General features: G+C 71.3%; 19 protein-coding genes. 10 read left to right on the top strand and 9 right to left on the bottom strand.

From position 1 onward, the window contains the following. Nucleotides 1-4 precede the first annotated feature (4 nt). A complete protein-coding gene (locus QQY66_RS45330; protein ID WP_301986311.1) occupies nt 5-583 on the top strand; it encodes a PadR family transcriptional regulator in 579 nt (192 codons plus the stop codon). 13 nt (nt 584-596) lie between these two features. On the opposite strand, the gene QQY66_RS45335 is transcribed toward QQY66_RS45330, so the two are convergent. Then, nucleotides 597-1,592 (bottom strand): helix-turn-helix domain-containing protein, encoded by a 996-nt coding sequence (locus QQY66_RS45335; RefSeq protein WP_301986312.1) that lies wholly within the window; start codon nt 1,590-1,592, stop codon nt 597-599. 80 nt (nt 1,593-1,672) lie between these two features. Then, on the bottom strand, nt 1,673-2,647 hold the full coding sequence (locus tag QQY66_RS45340; protein ID WP_301986313.1) for an alpha/beta hydrolase: 975 nt from the start codon (nt 2,645-2,647) through the stop codon (nt 1,673-1,675). 244 nt (nt 2,648-2,891) lie between these two features. On the opposite strand from QQY66_RS45340, the gene QQY66_RS45345 reads away from it, so the two are divergent. Then, the gene (locus QQY66_RS45345) at nt 2,892-3,863 is read left to right on the top strand and encodes a TerC family protein (protein ID WP_301986314.1); all 972 of its coding nucleotides are present in this window, start codon (nt 2,892-2,894) and stop codon (nt 3,861-3,863) included. A gap of 41 nt (nt 3,864-3,904) precedes the next feature. Here the strand turns inward: QQY66_RS45345 and QQY66_RS45350 are convergent, their stop codons facing one another. Then, nucleotides 3,905-4,123, bottom strand: a complete 219-nt coding sequence (locus QQY66_RS45350) for a hypothetical protein (RefSeq protein ID WP_301986315.1) — start codon at nt 4,121-4,123, stop codon at nt 3,905-3,907. A 114-nt stretch (nt 4,124-4,237) separates the two neighbouring features. Here QQY66_RS45350 and QQY66_RS45355 point away from each other — a divergent pair, with 114 nt between their 5' ends. Beyond that, entirely contained in the window at nt 4,238-5,143 is a 906-nt protein-coding gene (locus tag QQY66_RS45355) for a LysR family transcriptional regulator (RefSeq protein WP_301987714.1), read from the top strand. Between the two features lie 57 nt (nt 5,144-5,200). On the opposite strand, the gene QQY66_RS45360 is transcribed toward QQY66_RS45355, so the two are convergent. Then, nucleotides 5,201-5,764, bottom strand: a complete 564-nt coding sequence (locus tag QQY66_RS45360) for an NADPH-dependent FMN reductase (RefSeq protein ID WP_301986316.1) — start codon at nt 5,762-5,764, stop codon at nt 5,201-5,203. Nucleotides 5,765-5,865: 101 nt separating this feature from the next. Between QQY66_RS45360 and QQY66_RS45365 the strand changes: the two genes are divergently transcribed. The 3 genes from QQY66_RS45365 to QQY66_RS45375 all read left to right on the top strand — a co-directional run bounded on the left by QQY66_RS45365 (nt 5,866) and on the right by QQY66_RS45375 (nt 8,856). Further along, a complete protein-coding gene (locus tag QQY66_RS45365) occupies nt 5,866-6,546 on the top strand; it encodes a TetR/AcrR family transcriptional regulator (RefSeq protein WP_301986317.1) in 681 nt (226 codons plus the stop codon). A 77-nt stretch (nt 6,547-6,623) separates the two neighbouring features. Then, nucleotides 6,624-7,658 carry a LacI family DNA-binding transcriptional regulator gene (locus QQY66_RS45370; RefSeq protein WP_301986318.1) on the top strand — a complete coding sequence of 345 codons (1,035 nt, stop codon included), beginning with the start codon at nt 6,624-6,626 and terminating at the stop codon, nt 7,656-7,658. A 19-nt stretch (nt 7,659-7,677) separates the two neighbouring features. Beyond that, entirely contained in the window at nt 7,678-8,856 is a 1,179-nt protein-coding gene (locus QQY66_RS45375; RefSeq protein ID WP_301986320.1) for a 4-hydroxybenzoate 3-monooxygenase, read from the top strand. A gap of 61 nt (nt 8,857-8,917) precedes the next feature. Here QQY66_RS45375 and trxA read toward each other — a convergent pair whose 3' ends face one another. Next, a complete protein-coding gene (gene trxA, locus QQY66_RS45380; RefSeq protein WP_301986321.1) occupies nt 8,918-9,304 on the bottom strand; it encodes a thioredoxin in 387 nt (128 codons plus the stop codon). A 120-nt stretch (nt 9,305-9,424) separates the two neighbouring features. On the opposite strand from trxA, the gene QQY66_RS45385 reads away from it, so the two are divergent. Continuing rightward, nucleotides 9,425-10,858 carry an NAD(P)/FAD-dependent oxidoreductase gene (locus tag QQY66_RS45385; protein ID WP_301986322.1) on the top strand — a complete coding sequence of 478 codons (1,434 nt, stop codon included), beginning with the start codon at nt 9,425-9,427 and terminating at the stop codon, nt 10,856-10,858. Between the two features lies 1 nt (nt 10,859). Here QQY66_RS45385 and QQY66_RS45390 read toward each other — a convergent pair whose 3' ends face one another. Beyond that, nucleotides 10,860-11,510: a peptide deformylase gene (locus tag QQY66_RS45390; protein ID WP_301986324.1), complete on the bottom strand. Its 651-nt coding sequence runs from the start codon at nt 11,508-11,510 to the stop codon at nt 10,860-10,862. 145 nt (nt 11,511-11,655) lie between these two features. On the opposite strand from QQY66_RS45390, the gene QQY66_RS45395 reads away from it, so the two are divergent. Next, nucleotides 11,656-13,059 carry a PepSY domain-containing protein gene (locus tag QQY66_RS45395; protein WP_301986325.1) on the top strand — a complete coding sequence of 468 codons (1,404 nt, stop codon included), beginning with the start codon at nt 11,656-11,658 and terminating at the stop codon, nt 13,057-13,059. A gap of 48 nt (nt 13,060-13,107) precedes the next feature. Here QQY66_RS45395 and QQY66_RS45400 read toward each other — a convergent pair whose 3' ends face one another. Genes QQY66_RS45400 through QQY66_RS45410 form a run of 3 tightly spaced genes read right to left on the bottom strand, consistent with a single transcriptional unit; the run spans nt 13,108 to nt 14,448 of the window. Continuing rightward, nucleotides 13,108-13,455 carry a tetratricopeptide repeat protein gene (locus QQY66_RS45400; protein ID WP_301986326.1) on the bottom strand — a complete coding sequence of 116 codons (348 nt, stop codon included), beginning with the start codon at nt 13,453-13,455 and terminating at the stop codon, nt 13,108-13,110. Between the two features lie 58 nt (nt 13,456-13,513). Continuing rightward, nucleotides 13,514-13,960, bottom strand: coding sequence for a MarR family transcriptional regulator (locus QQY66_RS45405; RefSeq protein WP_301986327.1), 447 nt, complete (start codon nt 13,958-13,960; stop codon nt 13,514-13,516). Then, on the bottom strand, nt 13,957-14,448 hold the full coding sequence (locus tag QQY66_RS45410) for a MarR family winged helix-turn-helix transcriptional regulator (RefSeq protein WP_301986328.1): 492 nt from the start codon (nt 14,446-14,448) through the stop codon (nt 13,957-13,959). Before QQY66_RS45410 ends, QQY66_RS45405 begins: the two co-directional genes overlap by 4 nt. Nucleotides 14,449-14,551: 103 nt before the next feature. Between QQY66_RS45410 and QQY66_RS45415 the strand changes: the two genes are divergently transcribed. Next, a complete protein-coding gene (locus QQY66_RS45415; RefSeq protein ID WP_301986329.1) occupies nt 14,552-15,517 on the top strand; it encodes a pirin family protein in 966 nt (321 codons plus the stop codon). Between the two features lie 159 nt (nt 15,518-15,676). Continuing rightward, nucleotides 15,677-17,077, top strand: a complete 1,401-nt coding sequence (locus QQY66_RS45420) for a glycoside hydrolase family 43 protein (RefSeq protein ID WP_301986330.1) — start codon at nt 15,677-15,679, stop codon at nt 17,075-17,077. Nucleotides 17,078-17,095 lie beyond the last annotated feature (18 nt).

The raw sequence follows: 17,095 nt of genomic DNA on the forward strand, positions 1-17,095 counted from the left end.
GGCCATGGCGTTGCGTAATGCGGTGATGGCCGCGCTGCTGGAGGGCGAGGCGTCCGGGTACGACCTCGCGAAAGGGTTCGAGGCCTCGGTGGCGAACTTCTGGATGGCCACGCCCCAGCAGCTCTACCGGGAACTGGAGCGCATGGAGAGCGAGGGGCTCGTCTGCGCCCGGGTCGTACAGCAGGAGCGCCGGCCCAACAAGCGGCTCTTCTCGCTCACCGAAGCCGGTCGCGACGTCCTGCGCGCCTATGTCGCCGAAGGGCCCTCGAAACCGACGGCCATCCGGGACGAGCTGATGGTCCGGGTCCAGTGCGTCGACATCGGCGACATCGGCGATATCGACGCCGTACGGGCCGCGGTCGTCGAGCGGGTGGAGCGGTCCACCGCCAAGCTGGCCCGGTACGAGCGGATGCGCGAGCGGCTGCTGGCGGGACGCGGCGAGGACGAGTACTTCGCCGACGCCGAGCGCATCGGGCCCTACCTCACGCTGATGGGCGGGATGGCCTTCGAGCGGGCGAACCTCGAGTGGGGCCGGGCGGCGCTGCGGCGGCTCGAGCAGCGTGCGGTGTCGGGAGTCTGGTAGGGCGGTTCGCGAGCTATGAGCGCGCCAAGTGCCGCATGGTCAGGGCCAGTTGCAGCCTGAGTCGGCCCTGCGGGGTGCGCACCGGCCAGCCCAGCAGATGCTCGGCGTGGGCCAGCCGGTCCTGGAGCGTGGAGTGGTGGACGTTGATCCCGGTGGCCGCCGCGCGCAGGCTCGCCGTCGAGGCGACCGCGTTCAGCGTGGCCAGCAGCCAGGGCGTCGCCGCGGCCGCCGCCTCCACGGCGCGGACGTCGGGCGGGGGTTCGGCACCGGGGACGACCAGGTCGGCGATGAGCGCGATACCGCCCAGGTCGTCGGCGTGCACGACGCGCGCGCCGGGGTCCTGGGCGGTGCCGTCCGCCGTGAAGCGCAGGGCGGTGCGGGCCGCCGTCCAGGAGCGCGGCAGGTCGAGCACGGGGACGGCGGGTCCGACGCCCATGCGCTGTCCGGTGTGCGGTGGCTCGGTCCCCGGGCGCGCCGGTGCGATGCGGGGGTGGCCGTCGTACGGGGCCAGGGCGCGGGCCCGTCCCGCGGGGTCCAGGCCCAGCCGGCGGGCGGCGTGCAGCCGGGCCGCCTCCGGGGCGGTGGCGTCGAGGAGGGTTTCGACGAGGGCGGGGTCGTCGACGGGGGCCCGGCCCCGGGTGCGGTCGAGGACCCGCCGTACGGCACCGGCCGCCCGCTCCAGGATCACCGCGTCGACCACACTGGGCTCCGCCTCCGCGCGCTCCAGCCACAGCGCCGGCGCACCGTCCGGAATGAGCGCCGCCGAGGGCCAGCCGGGATCGGGCGGGAGGTCGGAGTCCTGCCGGGTGCCGTCCGGCTCCACGCGCATCTGTACCCGCCGGTCGGCGTCGAGCAGCCGCGCGGGCACCCCGGCCAGTACGGCCGCCCCGCGCACCAGCGCCTCCAGACCGGCCCGGGACTCGGACAGTCGGTCGAAGTAGGCGATGACCCGCACGGCGGCGCCGGCGTCCGGATCCAGCGCCGTCAGGCGCCCGGCCAGCTCTTTCATCTGCCCATGGTGCGGCATCGGGGCGTGGATGAGGAGCCTGCGAGGGCACCGGATCCGGGGGAGCGGGGCTCGGTCGGGCTTCAGCTCCCCAGCAGCCGTCGCAGCCACTGCACATGCGCCGCCCGGGCCGCCTGGGACAGGGCCGCCTGCGGGGCGAAGCCGTCGAAGCCGTGGAAGCCGCCCGGCCAGACATGCAGCTCGGCCACGCCGCCGGCCAGCCAGAGGCGTGAGGCGTAGGCGACGACCTCGTCCCGGAAGGTCTCCGCGGAGCCGACGTCCAGGAAGGCCGGCGGCAGCCCGGTCAGGTCCTCGGCCCGGGCCGGTGCCGCGTAGGCGGGCACGTCCGGGCCGCCGCGCGCCTCGCCGAGCAGGGCCGTCCAGCCGGTCTCGTTGGACGTGCGGTCCCATATGCCGAGGCCCGCCATCTGGTACGACGACGGCGTGTCGTTGCGGTCGTCCAGCATCGGGCACATCAGGAGCTGCCCGACCGGCTGCAGGCCCTTGCGGTCACGGGTGAGCAGAGCCAGCGCCGCGCACAGCCCGCCGCCCGCGCTGGCGCCGGCGACGACGATCCGCTCCGGGTCCCCGGTGATCTTCTCGGCGTGTTCCGCCGTCCACAGCAGACCCGCGTACACGTCCTCGACCGGTGCCGGATGCGGATGCTCCGGCGCCAGCCGGTACTCGACGGACACCACGACCGCGTCCAGCTCGCGGGCCCAGGCCAGTGGTACGTCCACGCCGACCCGGTTATTGCCGAGGACCATGCCGCCGCCGTGGACGTGATAGACGATCGGACGCGGGCCCGCGACCGGTTCGGCGGCCGGACGGCAGATCAGCAGTGAGATGTCCGGGGCTCCCTCCGGACCCGGCACGACCCGGTCCTCGATCTCGAAGAACCCGCCGTCGGAGAGGTCCAGCTCGGCCAGCATCTGGATGCCCGGGCCGGTCCTCACCTCCTTGATCTCCTCGGACGTGAGACTGGGCGAGATCATGTCCTTGATCGTCTCCAGCGCGGCGGCGAGCTCGGGGTCGAACGGGGGCGGCACCTGGGTCATGGCTTCTCCTCATGTCGCGCTGTCGCGCGGCGGCTCTTGCGGTCATGGTCCGCGCACGGCGGCGGCTCCCGGCCGCCGCCGTCCGGCGGAACCTGTCCGCCGTACGGCGGGTGGCACCCCGCTGACCAGGCCGTCCGTCCCTATGGACTTGCCATGACATGACCTTTTGTTCATCTTGCGTCAGTGGAAGGGAGTGGGAAGCGGCGACCACGCTGTCCAAGCCCCACCGCACCAGGAGTGTCCAGTGAACGTCTCCCTCACCGTCTGGCTGCTGACCGTAGCCGCCCTCTGCGCGCTCGTCGCCGTCGACTTCTTCATCGGACGCAAACCGCATGACGTGTCGGTCAAGGAGGCGGGGATCTGGACGGCCGTATGGGTGGTGCTGGCCTGTCTGTTCGGGCTCGGCCTGGTCGTCTTCGGCGGTGGGCAGCCCGCCGGTGAGTTCTTCGCCGGGTTCATCACCGAGAAGTCGCTGAGCGTCGACAACCTCTTCGTCTTCGTCCTGATCATGGCGAAGTTCTCGGTGCCCACGCAGTACCAGCAGCGCGTGCTGATGGTCGGCGTCCTGATGGCCCTCGTCCTGCGGGCGGGCTTCATCGCGGCCGGCGCGGCGATCATCTCCACGTTCTCGTGGGTGTTCTACCTCTTCGGCGCCTTCCTGATCTGGACCGCCTGGAAGCTGATCCAGGACGCCCGCAAGGAGGAGCACGAGGAGGAGTACCAGGAGAACAAGCTGCTCAAGATGGTCGAGCGCCGCTTCGGAGTGGCCGACCGCTACCACGGCACCAAGCTGTGGGTCGAGCAGAACGGCAAGCGGGTCATGACCCCGATGCTGGTCGTGATGCTCGCCATCGGCTCGACGGACGTGCTCTTCGCCCTCGACTCCATCCCCGCCATCTACGGTCTGACCAAGGACCCGTACATCGTCTTCACGGCCAACGCGTTCGCGTTGATGGGTCTGCGGCAGCTGTACTTCCTCATCGGTGGCCTGCTGAAGAAGCTGGTCCACCTCAGCTACGGCCTGTCGATCATCCTCGGCTTCATCGGCGTCAAGCTGGTGCTGCACGCCCTGCACGAGTCCGGGGTCCACGTCCCCGAGATCTCCATCCCCTTCTCGCTCGGCTTCATCGTGCTCGTCCTGGCGGTGACGACGGTGACGAGCCTGCGCGCCGCGAAGAAGCAGGAGCAGGAGAACGAGCGGGAACGCGTGGCATAGCGCGCCGGGTCGACACGGTGATCCGCGGCCCGCTCACCCGCTCACCCGCTCGCCGGGCACGGCTCGGTGCGGGCTGGGCGGCTGCGGGAGACGATGCGCATGCCGTGGTCGTCGACGACCCGGACCTGGAGCGAGCCGCAGCCGCAGCGGGTCCACACCGCTGCGCCGGCCGCGGTGACGTGCCGGGACACGACCTGGAAGGGCTCGGCTCCGTCGGGCCGGCCGCAGTGCGGGCAGACGGTGCCGGTCGTGCTGGTCATGGGAACTCCTTGGACGTCATGGCTGGTTGACCGTCGCGACACAGCCAGGGTGCTGCGCAGCCTCCGTACACGTCCAGGTTGACTTCGTGGACTCCACCGTGAAGCGTGGACTTCATGATTGACCTGCGCCGACTGCACGTCCTGAGGGCCGTCGCCCACTACGGCACGGTCACCGCGGCCGCCCAGGCCCTGCACTTCACGCCGTCCGCAGCCTCCCAGCAGATCCGGCAGCTGGCCCGCGATCTGGGCGTCGACCTTCTCGAACCGCGGGGTCGAGGGGTACGTCTCACCCCGGCCGCCGAGAGCCTGCTCGCGCACGCCGACGCCATCCAGGCCCGCTGGGACCAGGCCGAGCTGGATCTGCGGGCCGACCAGGGCGAACCCGCGGGGCCCCTGCGCGCGAGCGGATTCCCGCTGGCCGTCTCGGTGTTGCTGGCGCCCATGGCGGCGCGGCTGCGCGCACGCCATCCGCGTCTGGACGTACGGATCCAGGAGGCGGAGGTACCGGAGAGCTTCAACCTGCTCTTCGAGGGGCAGAGCGATCTGGCGGTCGTCGAGGCCACCGTGCTCAACCCGCCCCTCAGCGACGCACGCTTCGACCAACAGCCGCTGCTGGACGACCCGTTCGACCTCGTCGTGCCCGAGGATCATCCCTTGGCGGGGCGGGGCCGGATCGACCTCGCGGAGGCGGCGCACGAGCCCTGGATCGCCCCCGTGCCGGACAGCCCCTGCCGTCCGCATGTGCTGTCGGCGGCCGGGGCGGCCGGGTTCACTCCGGACGTCGTGCACCAGGCGATGGACTGGAACGTGATGGCCCATCTCGTCGCGCACGGGCTCGGGGTCGCGCTGATCCCACGGCTGGCACAGCTGACGCCCCACCTGCCCATCACCCGGGTGCAGTGCGCGGCCGACCCGCACCGCAAGCTCCTCACCTGCACGCGCCGCGGCGGCCACAAGCGCCCCGCGGTCGCGGCCGCGCTGGCGGAGCTGCGTGAGCTGGCGCCCAAGGCGGTGGCCTGACGCACGCAGGGGCCGGAGCCTCTCGCGGCTCCGGCCCCTGTGGGGGAGGGGTGTGGCTCAGGCCGCGGCGGTCTCGCCGGCGTGCACGTGCAGCCGGGCGACGACCTCGGCGAGGTCCGCGGCGACCTCGGCGTCGTCGGCGGGGTGCGTCTCGGCGAAGCGGGTCACGGAACCGGCGATGGACAGCTTGACGTCCTCCAGCACCTTGCCGCCGGCGATGCCCACGGCCTTGCGGGCCTCGTCCTGCGCCCATACGCCGCCGTACTGGCCGAAGGCGGTGCCGACCACGGCGACCGGCTTGTCGGTGATCGCGCCGGCGCCGTACGGGCGGGACAGCCAGTCGATGGCGTTCTTCAGGACGGCCGGGATGGTGCCGTTGTACTCGGGCGAGAAGAACAGGAAGCCGTCGGCGGCCTGAGCGGCCTCGCGCAGCTTGGCCGCCGGGGCCGGGACGCTGCCCTCGACGTCGAGGTCCTCGTTGTAGAAGGGGATCTCGGCCAGGCCCTCGAACAGGTGGACATCCGCGCCCTCCGGGGCCAGCTTGACGGCGGCCTCGGCGAGCTGACGGTTGTGCGAACCGGCGCGAAGGCTGCCGACGAGCGCAAGGATGCGAACAGACATGCGAACTCCAGGGGTGCTGAAACATTGCCGAAAACGATCCGGACCGGGGTCCGTTTACTGTTGTAGCACCATAACCGGACCGCGGTCCAGTTTCATTCCCCATGCTTTACGCTGTTTTCATGTCCACCCCTCTGCCGCCCTTCCCGGGGCCTCAAGAGCCCTTCGACGAAGCCGGGTTGTTGCAGCTCGGCAGCGCCGAAGGCGAGCCGTGCCTGCGTGCCGACGCGGCGCGCAACCGGGCTCGGCTGCTGGAGGCCGCCGCCGAGCTGATCGCCGAGCACGGTGTCGCGGGGGTCACGATGGAGGCGGTGGCCGCGGCGGCCGAGGTGGGCAAGGGCACGGTCTTCCGCCGCTTCGGCGACCGCACCGGCCTGCTGACCGCGCTGCTCGACCATTCGTCGCGGAAGCTGCAAGCAGACTTCCTCGGCGGACCGCCGCCCCTGGGGCCCGGGGCGCCGCCGGTCGAGCGGCTGCGGGCGTTCGGCGTGGCCGTGCTGTACCGCTCGGCCGAGCAGCTGGAGCTGGAACTGGCCGCTCAGCCGGAACCGACCCGCCGGTACACCCACCCGTCGCTCCGGGCGCTGCGCACGCACATGGTGATCCTGCTGCGGCAGATCGTGCCCGACGCCGACTGCCAGCTCCTCGCCCAGACGCTGCTGGGCTACCTCGATCCCGCCGTGATCCACCATCTGACCAACCAGTGCGGGATGCCGCTGGAGCGGCTGGAGACGGGCTGGGTCGACCTGGTCGCCCGCGTCACGCGTACCGACCCGCCTCGCTGAGCCGCGTTCGTACAACCTTCACCCGCCCGATCCCGCCCGAACCCCCGCCCCGGCCCTCTGCCAAGATGCGATACGTCATGGTGCAGATACCGAAAACGACAGCCCCCGTGTCGCCCGCGCAGCACCCTGTGCCCACGAGCGCGGATGTGGCCCGCCTGGCCGGCGTCTCGCGCGCGACCGTCTCCTACGTGCTCAACAACACCAGCGCCGTCCGGATCAGCGAGCCGACCCGGCGACGGGTCCACCAGGCGGCGAAGGACCTCGGGTACGTGCCGCACGCCGCCGCCCGCAGTCTGCGCGCCGGGCACAGCCGGCTCGTCCTGATGCCCGCCCCGACCATCCCGGTCGGCCCGCTCTACAGCCAGTTCATCAACGAGCTCCAGTGGGCGCTCAGCCGGCTCGACTACACGGTCGTCCAGTACGGCACCGTCGGCCTGCACGGCGACGAAGCCGCCCGCGCCTGGGCGGAGTTGCGGCCCGTCGCCGTCCTCGTCCCGGGCGCCGGCCTCGGCCCGCAGGGCGTCACGGTGCTGAAGCGTTCCGGCGCCCGGGCCGTCGTCACCCTCGGCCCCGAAACCGTCGACGGCGCCCACGCCCTGCTCATGGACCACGCGACCGTCGGCCACTGCGCCGCCACCCACCTGTACGACCGCGGCCGGCGCCGGATCGGCGTCGTCGTACCGGAGGAGCCGGGCCTGGAGACCTTCTCCGCGCCCCGCCTCGCGGGCGTACGCAGCGCCCTGCACGGCACGGACGCCACCGTCACCGAACTGCCTCTCGCCTACGAGGAGTCCTCCGGCGCCCGGCTCGCCGCGCGCCGGCGGGAACTCGACCTGGACGCCGTGTTCGCGTACAACGACGAGTACGCGATGCTGCTGATGCGCGCGCTGCAGGACGAGGGGGTCGACATTCCCGGGGACACGGCGATCATCGGAGCCGACGACCTGATGCTCGGGCGGCTGCTGCGGCCCCGGCTGAGCACGGTCCACATCGAGCTGCCGTCCGGCCGTGACCTCGCCGAACTCGTCGACCGTGCGGTGCGCGACCCGGGCACCGCACCCGAACGGCACACCGTGCTCGGTGCCACGGTGGTGCACCGCGAATCCAGCTGAACCCCAGGGGAGGCGCACCATGCGCACGACGGTCGGCATCATCGGCGGCGGCCCCGCCGGACTGCTCCTCGCCCGTCTGCTGCACCGGACGGGCATCGACTGCGTCGTGCTGGAGAGCAGAAGCAGACAGTACGTCGAACAGCGCCAGCGCGCCGGAATGCTGGAGCAGGGCACGGTCGACGCCCTGCGCGAGGCCGGCGCCGCCGAGCGGCTTGACGCCGAGGGACTTGTCCACCAGGGCATCGAGCTGCGCTTCGGCCGGGAACGGCACCACCTCGACTTCCCGGCCCTCACCGGCGGCCGTACTGTCACGATCTACGCCCAGACCGAGATCGTGAAGGACCTGGTGGCGCTCCAACTGGCCGAAGGGCCACCGCTGTTGTTCGAGGCGGAGGTGCTCGCCGTGGAGAAGCCGGAGAGCGAGGCGCCCGTCGTACGGTTTTGGCACGAGGGCCATGAGCAGGCGCTGACCTGCGACTGGGTGGTCGGCTGCGACGGCTCCCACGGCATCGCCCGGGACAGCTTCCCGGCCGCGCGCAGTCGCTCGTACGCGCACGACTACCCGTACTCCTGGCTGGGGATCCTCGCCGACGTCCCGCCGTCCTGCGACGAGTTGGTCTACGCCCGTGGCGAGCACGGCTTCGCCCTGCACAGCATGCGTTCGACGAGCGTCTCACGCCTGTATCTGCAGGTCCCGAACGGCACCGACCCCGACGACTGGCCGGACGACCGCATCTGGGACGAACTCGCCGCCCGCTTCGCCATCGACGCCGACTGGACCCTGCGTCGCGGCCCGATCACGTCCAAGTCGGTGACGCCGATGCGGAGTTACGTCCACGAACCGATGCGCCACGGACGGCTGCTGCTCGCCGGGGACGCCGCCCACATCGTGCCGCCCACCGGGGCCAAGGGCCTCAACCTCGCCGTGTCCGACGTTCGTGTCCTCGCCCGCGCCTTCGGTGAACTGCACCGCACCGGGGCCGAGCAACTCCTCGACAGGTACTCGGAGTTGTCTCTCGCCCGGGTCTGGCAGGCGACTCGATTCTCGTACGACATGACGACGCTGCTGCATGTACGGCCGGACGGGGACGCCTTCGACGACCGGCTGCAACGGGCCCGCCTGCGCCGGATCACCGCGTCCCGCCACGCGGCCGCCGAACTGGCCGCGAACTACGCGGGACTGCCGCTGGCGTTGTAGGACGATGTGCGCCACGCCGCCGCGCACACGGCGGCGTGGCCATGGCACAACGCCCCTGCGTTCACTCCCTGTTCTGCTCGGCCTTGGTCTGCTGCTCCTCGACGGCCTTGCGGACCTCGTCCATGTCCAGCTTCCGGGCCTGTCCGATGACATCGGTCAGCGCGGCCTCGGGCAGGGCGCCGGGCTGCGCGAACACGGCGACGCGGTCCCGGACGATCATCAGGGTCGGGATCGACTGGATGCCGAACGCGGAGGCCAGTTCCGGCTGCGCTTCCGTGTCGACCTTGCCGAACACCAGGTCCGGGTTCTCCTCGGCGGCCTTCTCGTAGACCGGGGCGAACTGACGGCACGGCCCGCACCAGGACGCCCAGAAGTCGATCAGGACGAAGTCGTTGTCCGTGACCGTCTGGTCGAAGTTCTCCTTGGTGAGCTCCACGGTGCTGCTCATGGCGTGATTCCCTCTTCCTGATGTCGGGGCGAAGCCGTCCGCACAACACGTCCGACCCGTTGCGTATTCCGCGCACGTACCCGTGTGGCCACAGCGCACACCACCCACCAGACTGACCCCATGACGGAAACGGATTCCAACGTGTACGACGTCGTGGTGCTCGGAGCCGGGCCCGTGGGGGAGAACGTCGCCGACCGCACCCGTGCGGCCGGCCTCGCCACCGCGGTCGTGGAGAGTGAGCTGGTCGGCGGCGAGTGCTCGTACTGGGCGTGCATGCCCAGCAAGGCCCTGCTGCGCCCGGTCATCGCCCAGGCCGACGCCCGCCGCCTCGCCGGTCTGAAGGAGTCGGTGCAGGGCCCGCTCGACACCGCCGCGGTGCTCGCACGCCGCGACGAGTTCACCTCCCACTGGAAGGACGACGGCCAGGTCCAGTGGATCGACGGCATCGGCGCCGACCTCTACCGCGGCCACGGCCGCCTCACCGGACCCCGCGAGGTCACCGTGACCGGCCCGGACGGCGAACAGCACGTCCTGACCGCACGGCACGCCGTCGCCGTCGCCACCGGCAGCCGCGCCCTCGTGCCCGACCTGCCCGGGCTCGCCGACGTCAGCCCGTGGACCAGCCGGGAGGCCACCAGCGCGAAGGCCGCGCCCGGTCGGCTGATCGTGGTGGGCGGCGGCGTCGTGGCCACCGAGATGGCCGCCGCCTGGCAGGCCCTCGGCTCGCAGGTCACGCTCCTCGTCCGCGGCAAGGGCCTGCTGGGCCGCATGGAGCCCTTCGCCGGCGAGCTGGTCGGCGACGGGCTCACGGAAGCGGGGGTGGACGTGCGTACCGGCACGTCGCTCGCATCGGTGAGCCGTGAGAACGGCACGGTCGTGGCCGTGACCGAGGCCGGCGACCGTATCGAGGGCGACGAGATCCTCTTCGCCACCGGGCGCGCCCCGCGCACCGACGACATCGGCCTGGACACGGTCGGCCTGGAGCCGGGCTCCTGGCTGCCCGTCGACGACAGCCTGTGCGTCACCGGCAGCGACTGGCTCTACGCGGTCGGCGACGTCAACCACCGCGCCCTCCTCACCCACCAGGGCAAGTACCAGGCCCGGATCGCGGGCGCCGCCATCGCCGCCCGAGCCTCCGGCGTACCGCTCCTGGAGTCGGACCCGTGGGGCGCCCACGCCGCCACCGCCGACCACGCGGCCGTACCCCAGGTCGTGTTCACCGATCCGGAGGCGGCGGCCGTAGGGCTCTCCCTCGCCGAGGCGGAACAGGCGGGCCATCGCGTCCGCGCCGTGGACGTCGAGCTGTCCTCGGTCGCCGGCGCGGGCCTGTACGCCGACGGCTACCGTGGCCGCGCCCGTATGGTCGTCGACCTGGAACGCGAGATCCTCCTCGGCGTCACCTTCGTCGGCCCCGGCGTCGGCGAACTGATCCACTCGGCCACGATCGCGGTCGCCGGGCAGGTCCCGATCGGCCGGCTGTGGCACGCGGTGCCGTCCTATCCGACGATCAGCGAGATCTGGCTGCGGCTGCTGGAGGCCTACCGGGACAACTGAGTCACGCCTCAGGCAGCCGGAATCGCAGGGCAGCCGCCGCCGCATCCGGCGTCGGCTGCGCCCAGCGCTCGGCCATCGCCCGGCTCGAGGACAGTGAGCGCAGCTCCGCGCGGTCCAGATACAGCGTGCCGTCGAGGTGGTCCGTCTCGTGCTGCACGATCCGCGCGGGCCAGCCGCTGAACACCTCGTCCAGGGGGCGGCCGTACTCGTCCTCGCCCGTCAGTCGCACCTCGGCGTGCCGTGCCACCACCGCCTGCCAGCCCGGCACGCTGAGGCAGCCCTCGAAGAACGCGGCCCGGCCGGGCCCGACGGCTTCGTACGACGGATTGACCAGCACCCGGAACGGCTGCGGCACCCGCCCGCGCGCCACCCGCACCTCGTCGGGAACCGGCGCCGGGTCCTCGATGACCGCGATCCGCAGCGGTACCCCTACCTGCGGGGCCGCCAGGCCCACGCCCGGCGCCGCGTGCATCGTGCCGCGCAGCGCCGCGACGAAGCGCGCCAGAAGCGCGGGGTCCAGCTGTCCGTCGAAGGGCTCGGCGGCGTGCCGCAGCACCGGTTCGCCCGCTTCGACGATGGTCAGCGGTCCCTCGGCGGCGAGGAGTTCCTCGACCAGCTCGGCAACGGGCGCGCGGTCATGGGGAGATGCCATCGCGCCAGAATGCCACGGCACCACGACGACCGGATCGCAACTGTGTGGCCTACGTCACTCCGGATGCCGGGAACTCGGCGCCCTCTTCCCCCGACTACTGGACCGCCAGACCCGAGAAACGTCCCCAGCCCCGGAGAAGCCGCCGATGTCCATCGCTCCCTCGACCTCCACGGACGAGGCCCCGAAAGCCGCCGCCCCGGCGCCGTCCCCCAGCAGATGGGCCCCGCTCCGCCCCCTGGTCCTGCGTCTGCACTTCTACGCGGGCCTCGTCGTCGCACCGTTCCTGCTCGTCGCCGCCACCACCGGTCTGCTGTACGCCGCCTCGTTCCAGGCCGAGAAGATCGTGTACGCCGACGAGATGACCGTCCCGGTCGGCGACACCAAGCTGCCGATCTCCGAGCAGGTGGCCGCCGCCCGCGAGGCCCACCCCGACGGCACGGTCTCGGCGGTGCGCCCCTCCCCGGCGGACGACGCGAGCACCCGGGTGCTGCTGTCCGGTGTCGAGGGCGTCGACGACACCCATACGCTCGCCGTGTTCGTCGACCCGTACACGGCCGAGGTGCGTGGCGCCCTCGAACAGTACGGCGCGACCGGCGCACTGCCGCTGCGCACCTGGATCGACGAGTTCCACCGGGACCTGCACCTCGGCGAGAACGGCCGCCTCTACAGCGAGTTCGCCGCGAGCTGGCTGTGGGTGATCGCGGGCGGCGGCGTGGTGCTGTGGCTTTCCCGCCGCCGGGCCCTGCGGAGGGTACGGCGCACCAGCGGGCGGCGCCGCACACTGGGCCTGCACGGGACCGTGGGCGTCTGGGCAGCGATCGGGTTCTTCTTCCTGTCCGCGACCGGCCTGACCTGGTCGACCTACGCCGGCGCCAACATCGACGAGCTGCGGACCTCGCTCGGCCACTCCACCCCGTCGGTCTCGGCGACCGCGGGCGGCGACCACGGTGGCCACGGTGCCGCGGCCGGCTCCGGTGGGAACGCCGAGCACGGTGTCGGCCTCGACGAGATCCTGGCCTCCGCACGCGCCGAAGGGCTCGACGATCCGGTCGAGGTCGTCCCGCCCGCCGACGCGTCGTCCGCGTACGTCGTCAAGCAGGTGCAGCGCAGCTGGCCGGAGAAGCAGGACTCGGTCGCGATCGACCCGGCCACCGGCGAGGTCACCGACGTGCTGCGGTTCGACGACTATCCGCTGCTTGCCAAGCTGACCCGCTGGGGCATCGATCTGCACACCGGAGTCCTCTTCGGCCTGGTCAACCAGATCGCCCTGATGCTTCTGGCGCTCAGCCTGATCGTGCTGATCGTGCTGGGCTACCGCATGTGGTGGCAGCGTGGCCGCGGTTCCGCCTTCGGCCGGCCGATCCCGCGCGGCGCCTGGCAGCAGGTGCCCCCGCAGATCCTCGTGCCGCTGGTCGCCGTGATCGCCGTCCTCGGCTACTTCGTGCCGCTGCTCGGTATTCCGCTGGCCGCGTTCATCGTGGTGGACGTGGTGCTCGGGGAGATCGCCCACCGCCGGGGGCGCCGGACGCCGGGCAACGCGCAAGCATGAATCGGACGGGAACCCGGTTCCCTTGTGGGAACCGGGCCCCGTCGTGGCTCACAGCCGCTCGAAATCCCCGGCGAGCGCCGAGGCGAGGCGCAGGTGCTGCTCCGCCTCCTCGTGCCGCCCCTGCCGCTGCAGGGTCCGGCCCAGCATCAGCCGGGCGTAGTGCTCCACCGGGTCCCGCTCGACGAGCGTGCGCAACTCGGTCTCGGCGCGGCGCAGTTGGGCCGAGTGGTAGTAGGAGCGCGCCAGCAGCAGCCGCGGTCCGGTCTGCTCCGGCACCTTCTCGACCAGCTCGGCCAGGACCCGCGCCGCACCGGCGTAGTCCCTGGCGTCGAAGAACATCCGCGCGCGCTCCCAGCGCTCCGCCTCTGTTCCGTGGTCGTAGTACGTCGTCTCCACTCGTGACCTCCTTCGGCGCCGTCAACGGAGCACGGTGGTTCAATATTCCACTACTGAGTCAGTGAGCCATGGCCGCGAGCTCGGCGTTGGCCCGCTCGGTGATGAGGGTCAGTACCCGTCCTGCGGTGGCCAGTTCATCTTCCGGGATACCGGCGTAGATCCGGGCGGTGATGGGGGCGGTCTCGGCCGAAGTCCCGTCGAGCAGCGCCCGTCCGGCGTCCGTGATCCGCAGCTGGGACGGCTCCTGAGGGGCTAGCAGGTCCGCGGCGAGCAGTTCGTCGACCACGGAGTGCGAGTCCGCGGCGTCGATCTTCAGCGCGCCGACGACACTGTCGACGAGGCGGTCCCGCTCGATCGGTCCGTCGGCGGTGGCGGCGAACCGGAGGGTGACGGACTGCTGGAACGTGGCGCCGTGGCGGGCCAGTGCCTTCTCGAGAAGCGCGCGGCCGGCGTAGTGGGCCAGAGCTATGACGCGGGGGTCGACCGGGGGAGTGGTGGTGGTCATGACTGCTCCTTGTTGGACTCGCGGTCCATGGCGAACGGATCAAGAGGTGCGTCGAGCAGGGTTGCCAGATCGCGGGTGAGCTCCCGGGTGCGCGGGCTGTCGAGGCCGCCGAGGGGCTCCAGCAGCTGTTGCAGCAGGCCTTGGACGACCTTGATCGCCTGCCGGGTCCGCTCACGGCCCTGCTCGGTCAGGGCCAGTTGCACCGCGCGCGGGTCGCGGGGATCCCGGGCGCGTTCGAGCAGGCCGGCCGTTTCGAGGTGTCGCGCCAGCTTGGAGACATACAGCGGTTCGAGACCGGTGTGGTCCGCGAGGCGCCGCTGGCTGGGGCGCTCGCCGCTGCGCTGCATGCCGTACAACGAGGCCACCAGTGCGTACTGCGCGTGGGTCAGTCCCAGCGGGGTCACCGCGCGGTCGACCGCGACCCGCCACTTCGTGGACAGTCGCCAGACCAGGAAACCGGGCGTCGCGCCCTCGGAAGCCGTGCTCATGCGAATAGAGTACATAGCTACTATATCCATGGCTACTATTTTCGGATGGGCCTGGCCTGCGTTGGACTGACGCGGGGACTCCCGCGGGGCTAGGTTGGGCGCCATGAGCAATCTTGATCGCGAGGCGGTTCCCGCTCTGTGCGGCGGCCGCGGCTTCGTCGTGCCGGAGCCCGTGCGTGAACTTCTCAGCCCTCGCCACGTCAAGCTCGGCGAGTCCACCGAGGTCCGCCGTCTCCTGCCCAACCTGGGCCGCCGTATGGTCGGCGCCTGGTGCTTCGTCGATCATTACGGCCCCGACGACATCGCCGACGAGCCCGGCATGCAGGTCCCGCCGCACCCGCACATGGGACTGCAGACCGTGAGCTGGCTGCATGAGGGCGAGGTGCTGCACCGCGACTCGACGGGCAGCCTGCAGACCATCCGCCCGCGTGAACTGGGCCTGATGACCTCGGGCCGGGCGATCAGCCACTCCGAGGAGAGCCCCCGCTCGCACGCCCGCTTCCTGCACGGCGCCCAGCTGTGGGTCGCCCTCCCCGACGGTCACCGCCACACCGACCCGCGCTTCGAGCACCACGGCGAGCTGCCCGTCGTCACGGCGCCCGGCCTCAGGGCCACGATGATCCTCGGCGAACTCGACGGCGCCGCCTCGCCCGGCACTACGTACACCCCGATCGTCGGCGCCGACCTGGCCCTCGCCGGCGGCGCGGACGCACGCCTGCCGCTGGAGCCGGACTTCGAATACGCCGTGCTGTCCATGTCCGGCGAGGCACGGGTGGACGGGGTGCCGGTGCTGCCGGGCTCGATGCTCTACCTCGGCTGCGGCCGCACCGAACTGCCGCTGCGCGCGGCGTCGGACGCGGGGCTGATGCTTCTCGGCGGTGAGCCGTTCGAGGAGGAGCTGATCATGTGGTGGAACTTCATCGGACGTACCCAGGCCGACATCGAACAGGCCCGGCAGGACTGGATGGCCGGCTCCCGCTTCGGCGAGGTCAAGGGCTACGACGGTGATCCGCTTCCGGCGCCGGAACTGCCGCCGCTGCCGTTGAAGCCGCGGGGCAGGGTGCGCTGACCCGACCGTCCCCGGCCGACCTGGCTGTCATGGCCGTTCGCACAGGAATCAACAAGGCCTGACAGAACAATTGACCCCCTGTCACCAGGCCTCTACCTTCTGATCGATTCACCGAACTGCGTTCGAAATATCGGAAATCGATGACCTCTTGGAGGGTAGATGAGCAGCAGTGCCCAGCCCGGACCCCGCCCCTCGCGCCGTCAGGTGCTCGGTATGGCCGCCACCGTGCCGCTGGCCGTGACCGGTTCGTTGGCCCTCGGTGCGGGATCGGCCCACGCGGCCGACTCGGCGTACGTCATGTGCTACTTCACCGAGTCCACGACCATGCTGGAGGCCGATTACGGCCTGCATCTGGCCGTCAGCACCGACGGCCTGCAGTGGATGCCGCTGAACCAGAACAACCCCGTGGTCACGCCGACCGCCGGCGCGGGCGGGCTGCGCGACCCGTTCATCCTGCGCAAGCAGGACGGCACCTTCGTCGTGCTGGCGACGGACCTGAAGGGCACCGACTGGTCCCGCACCAGTGTGTACATCCACGTCTGGGACTCGGCCGACCTGCGCACCTTCACCGGCTACCGGCTGCTGAAGCTGCACGACATGACGAACACGCACAGCTGGGCACCGGAGGCCTTCTGGGACGCCGGGCGCGGCCGGTACGGGATCCTCTACTCCTCGGTGAACAGCAGCGGCCACAACGTGATCATGGTGAGCTACACCACCGACTTCCGGACGACCGAGAACCCGCAGGTCTTCTTCGACCCCGGTTACGACGTCATCGACGGCAATCTGACCGTGGGCGTGAACGGCGTCAACTACCTGTACTTCAAGCGGAACCAGGCCCTCGTCGGTGCGAGATCCACCTCGCTGAACCCGGGCAGCTTCACGGTCTTCAGTACGCCCGCCGCGCACGGCGGCACCGAGGCCCCGACCGTCGTGAAGTCCCTGACCTCCAACACCTGGTACCTCTGGGGCGACACCTACACGCCGAACGGCGTCTTCTACGCCTGGCAGAGCACGAACCTCGCGGCCGGCACCTGGGCCGCGCTCGACCAGCGCCGCTACACCCAGCCGCTCAACTCCAAGCACTGCGGCATACAGCCGATCACCTCGGCCCAGTACGGCAATCTGGTGTCCGCCTGGGGTGCCCCGGCCTGGAACCGGCTGAAGTCGTACAACCACCCGGCCCGTTACGTCCGGCACAGCGGTTTCGTGGGCCGGATCGACGCATACCCCTTCGACCCGTATCCCGACTCGCAGTGGAAGCTCGTGCCGGGCCTCGCCGACTCGGCGGGGGTCTCCTTCCGGTCGGTCAACTACCCGGCCCGCTATCTGCGCCACTACAGCTACAACCTGAGGCTGGACGAGAACGACGGCACGTCCACGTTCGCCGCCAACGCCACCTTCTACCGGACCGCGGGGCTCGCCGACTCCTCCTGGTCGTCGTTCCGCTCGTACAACAACCCGACCCGGTACATCAGGCACGCCGACTACGCCCTGCGGATCGACCCCGTCTCGACCGCCACGGAGCGGCAGGACGCCACGTTCTACGTCGGATACTGAGGGCTTCCCCGGCGGGGT

Origin of the sequence: Streptomyces sp. DG2A-72, assembly GCF_030499575.1 — a bacterium.
GTDB lineage: Bacteria > Actinomycetota > Actinomycetes > Streptomycetales > Streptomycetaceae > Streptomyces.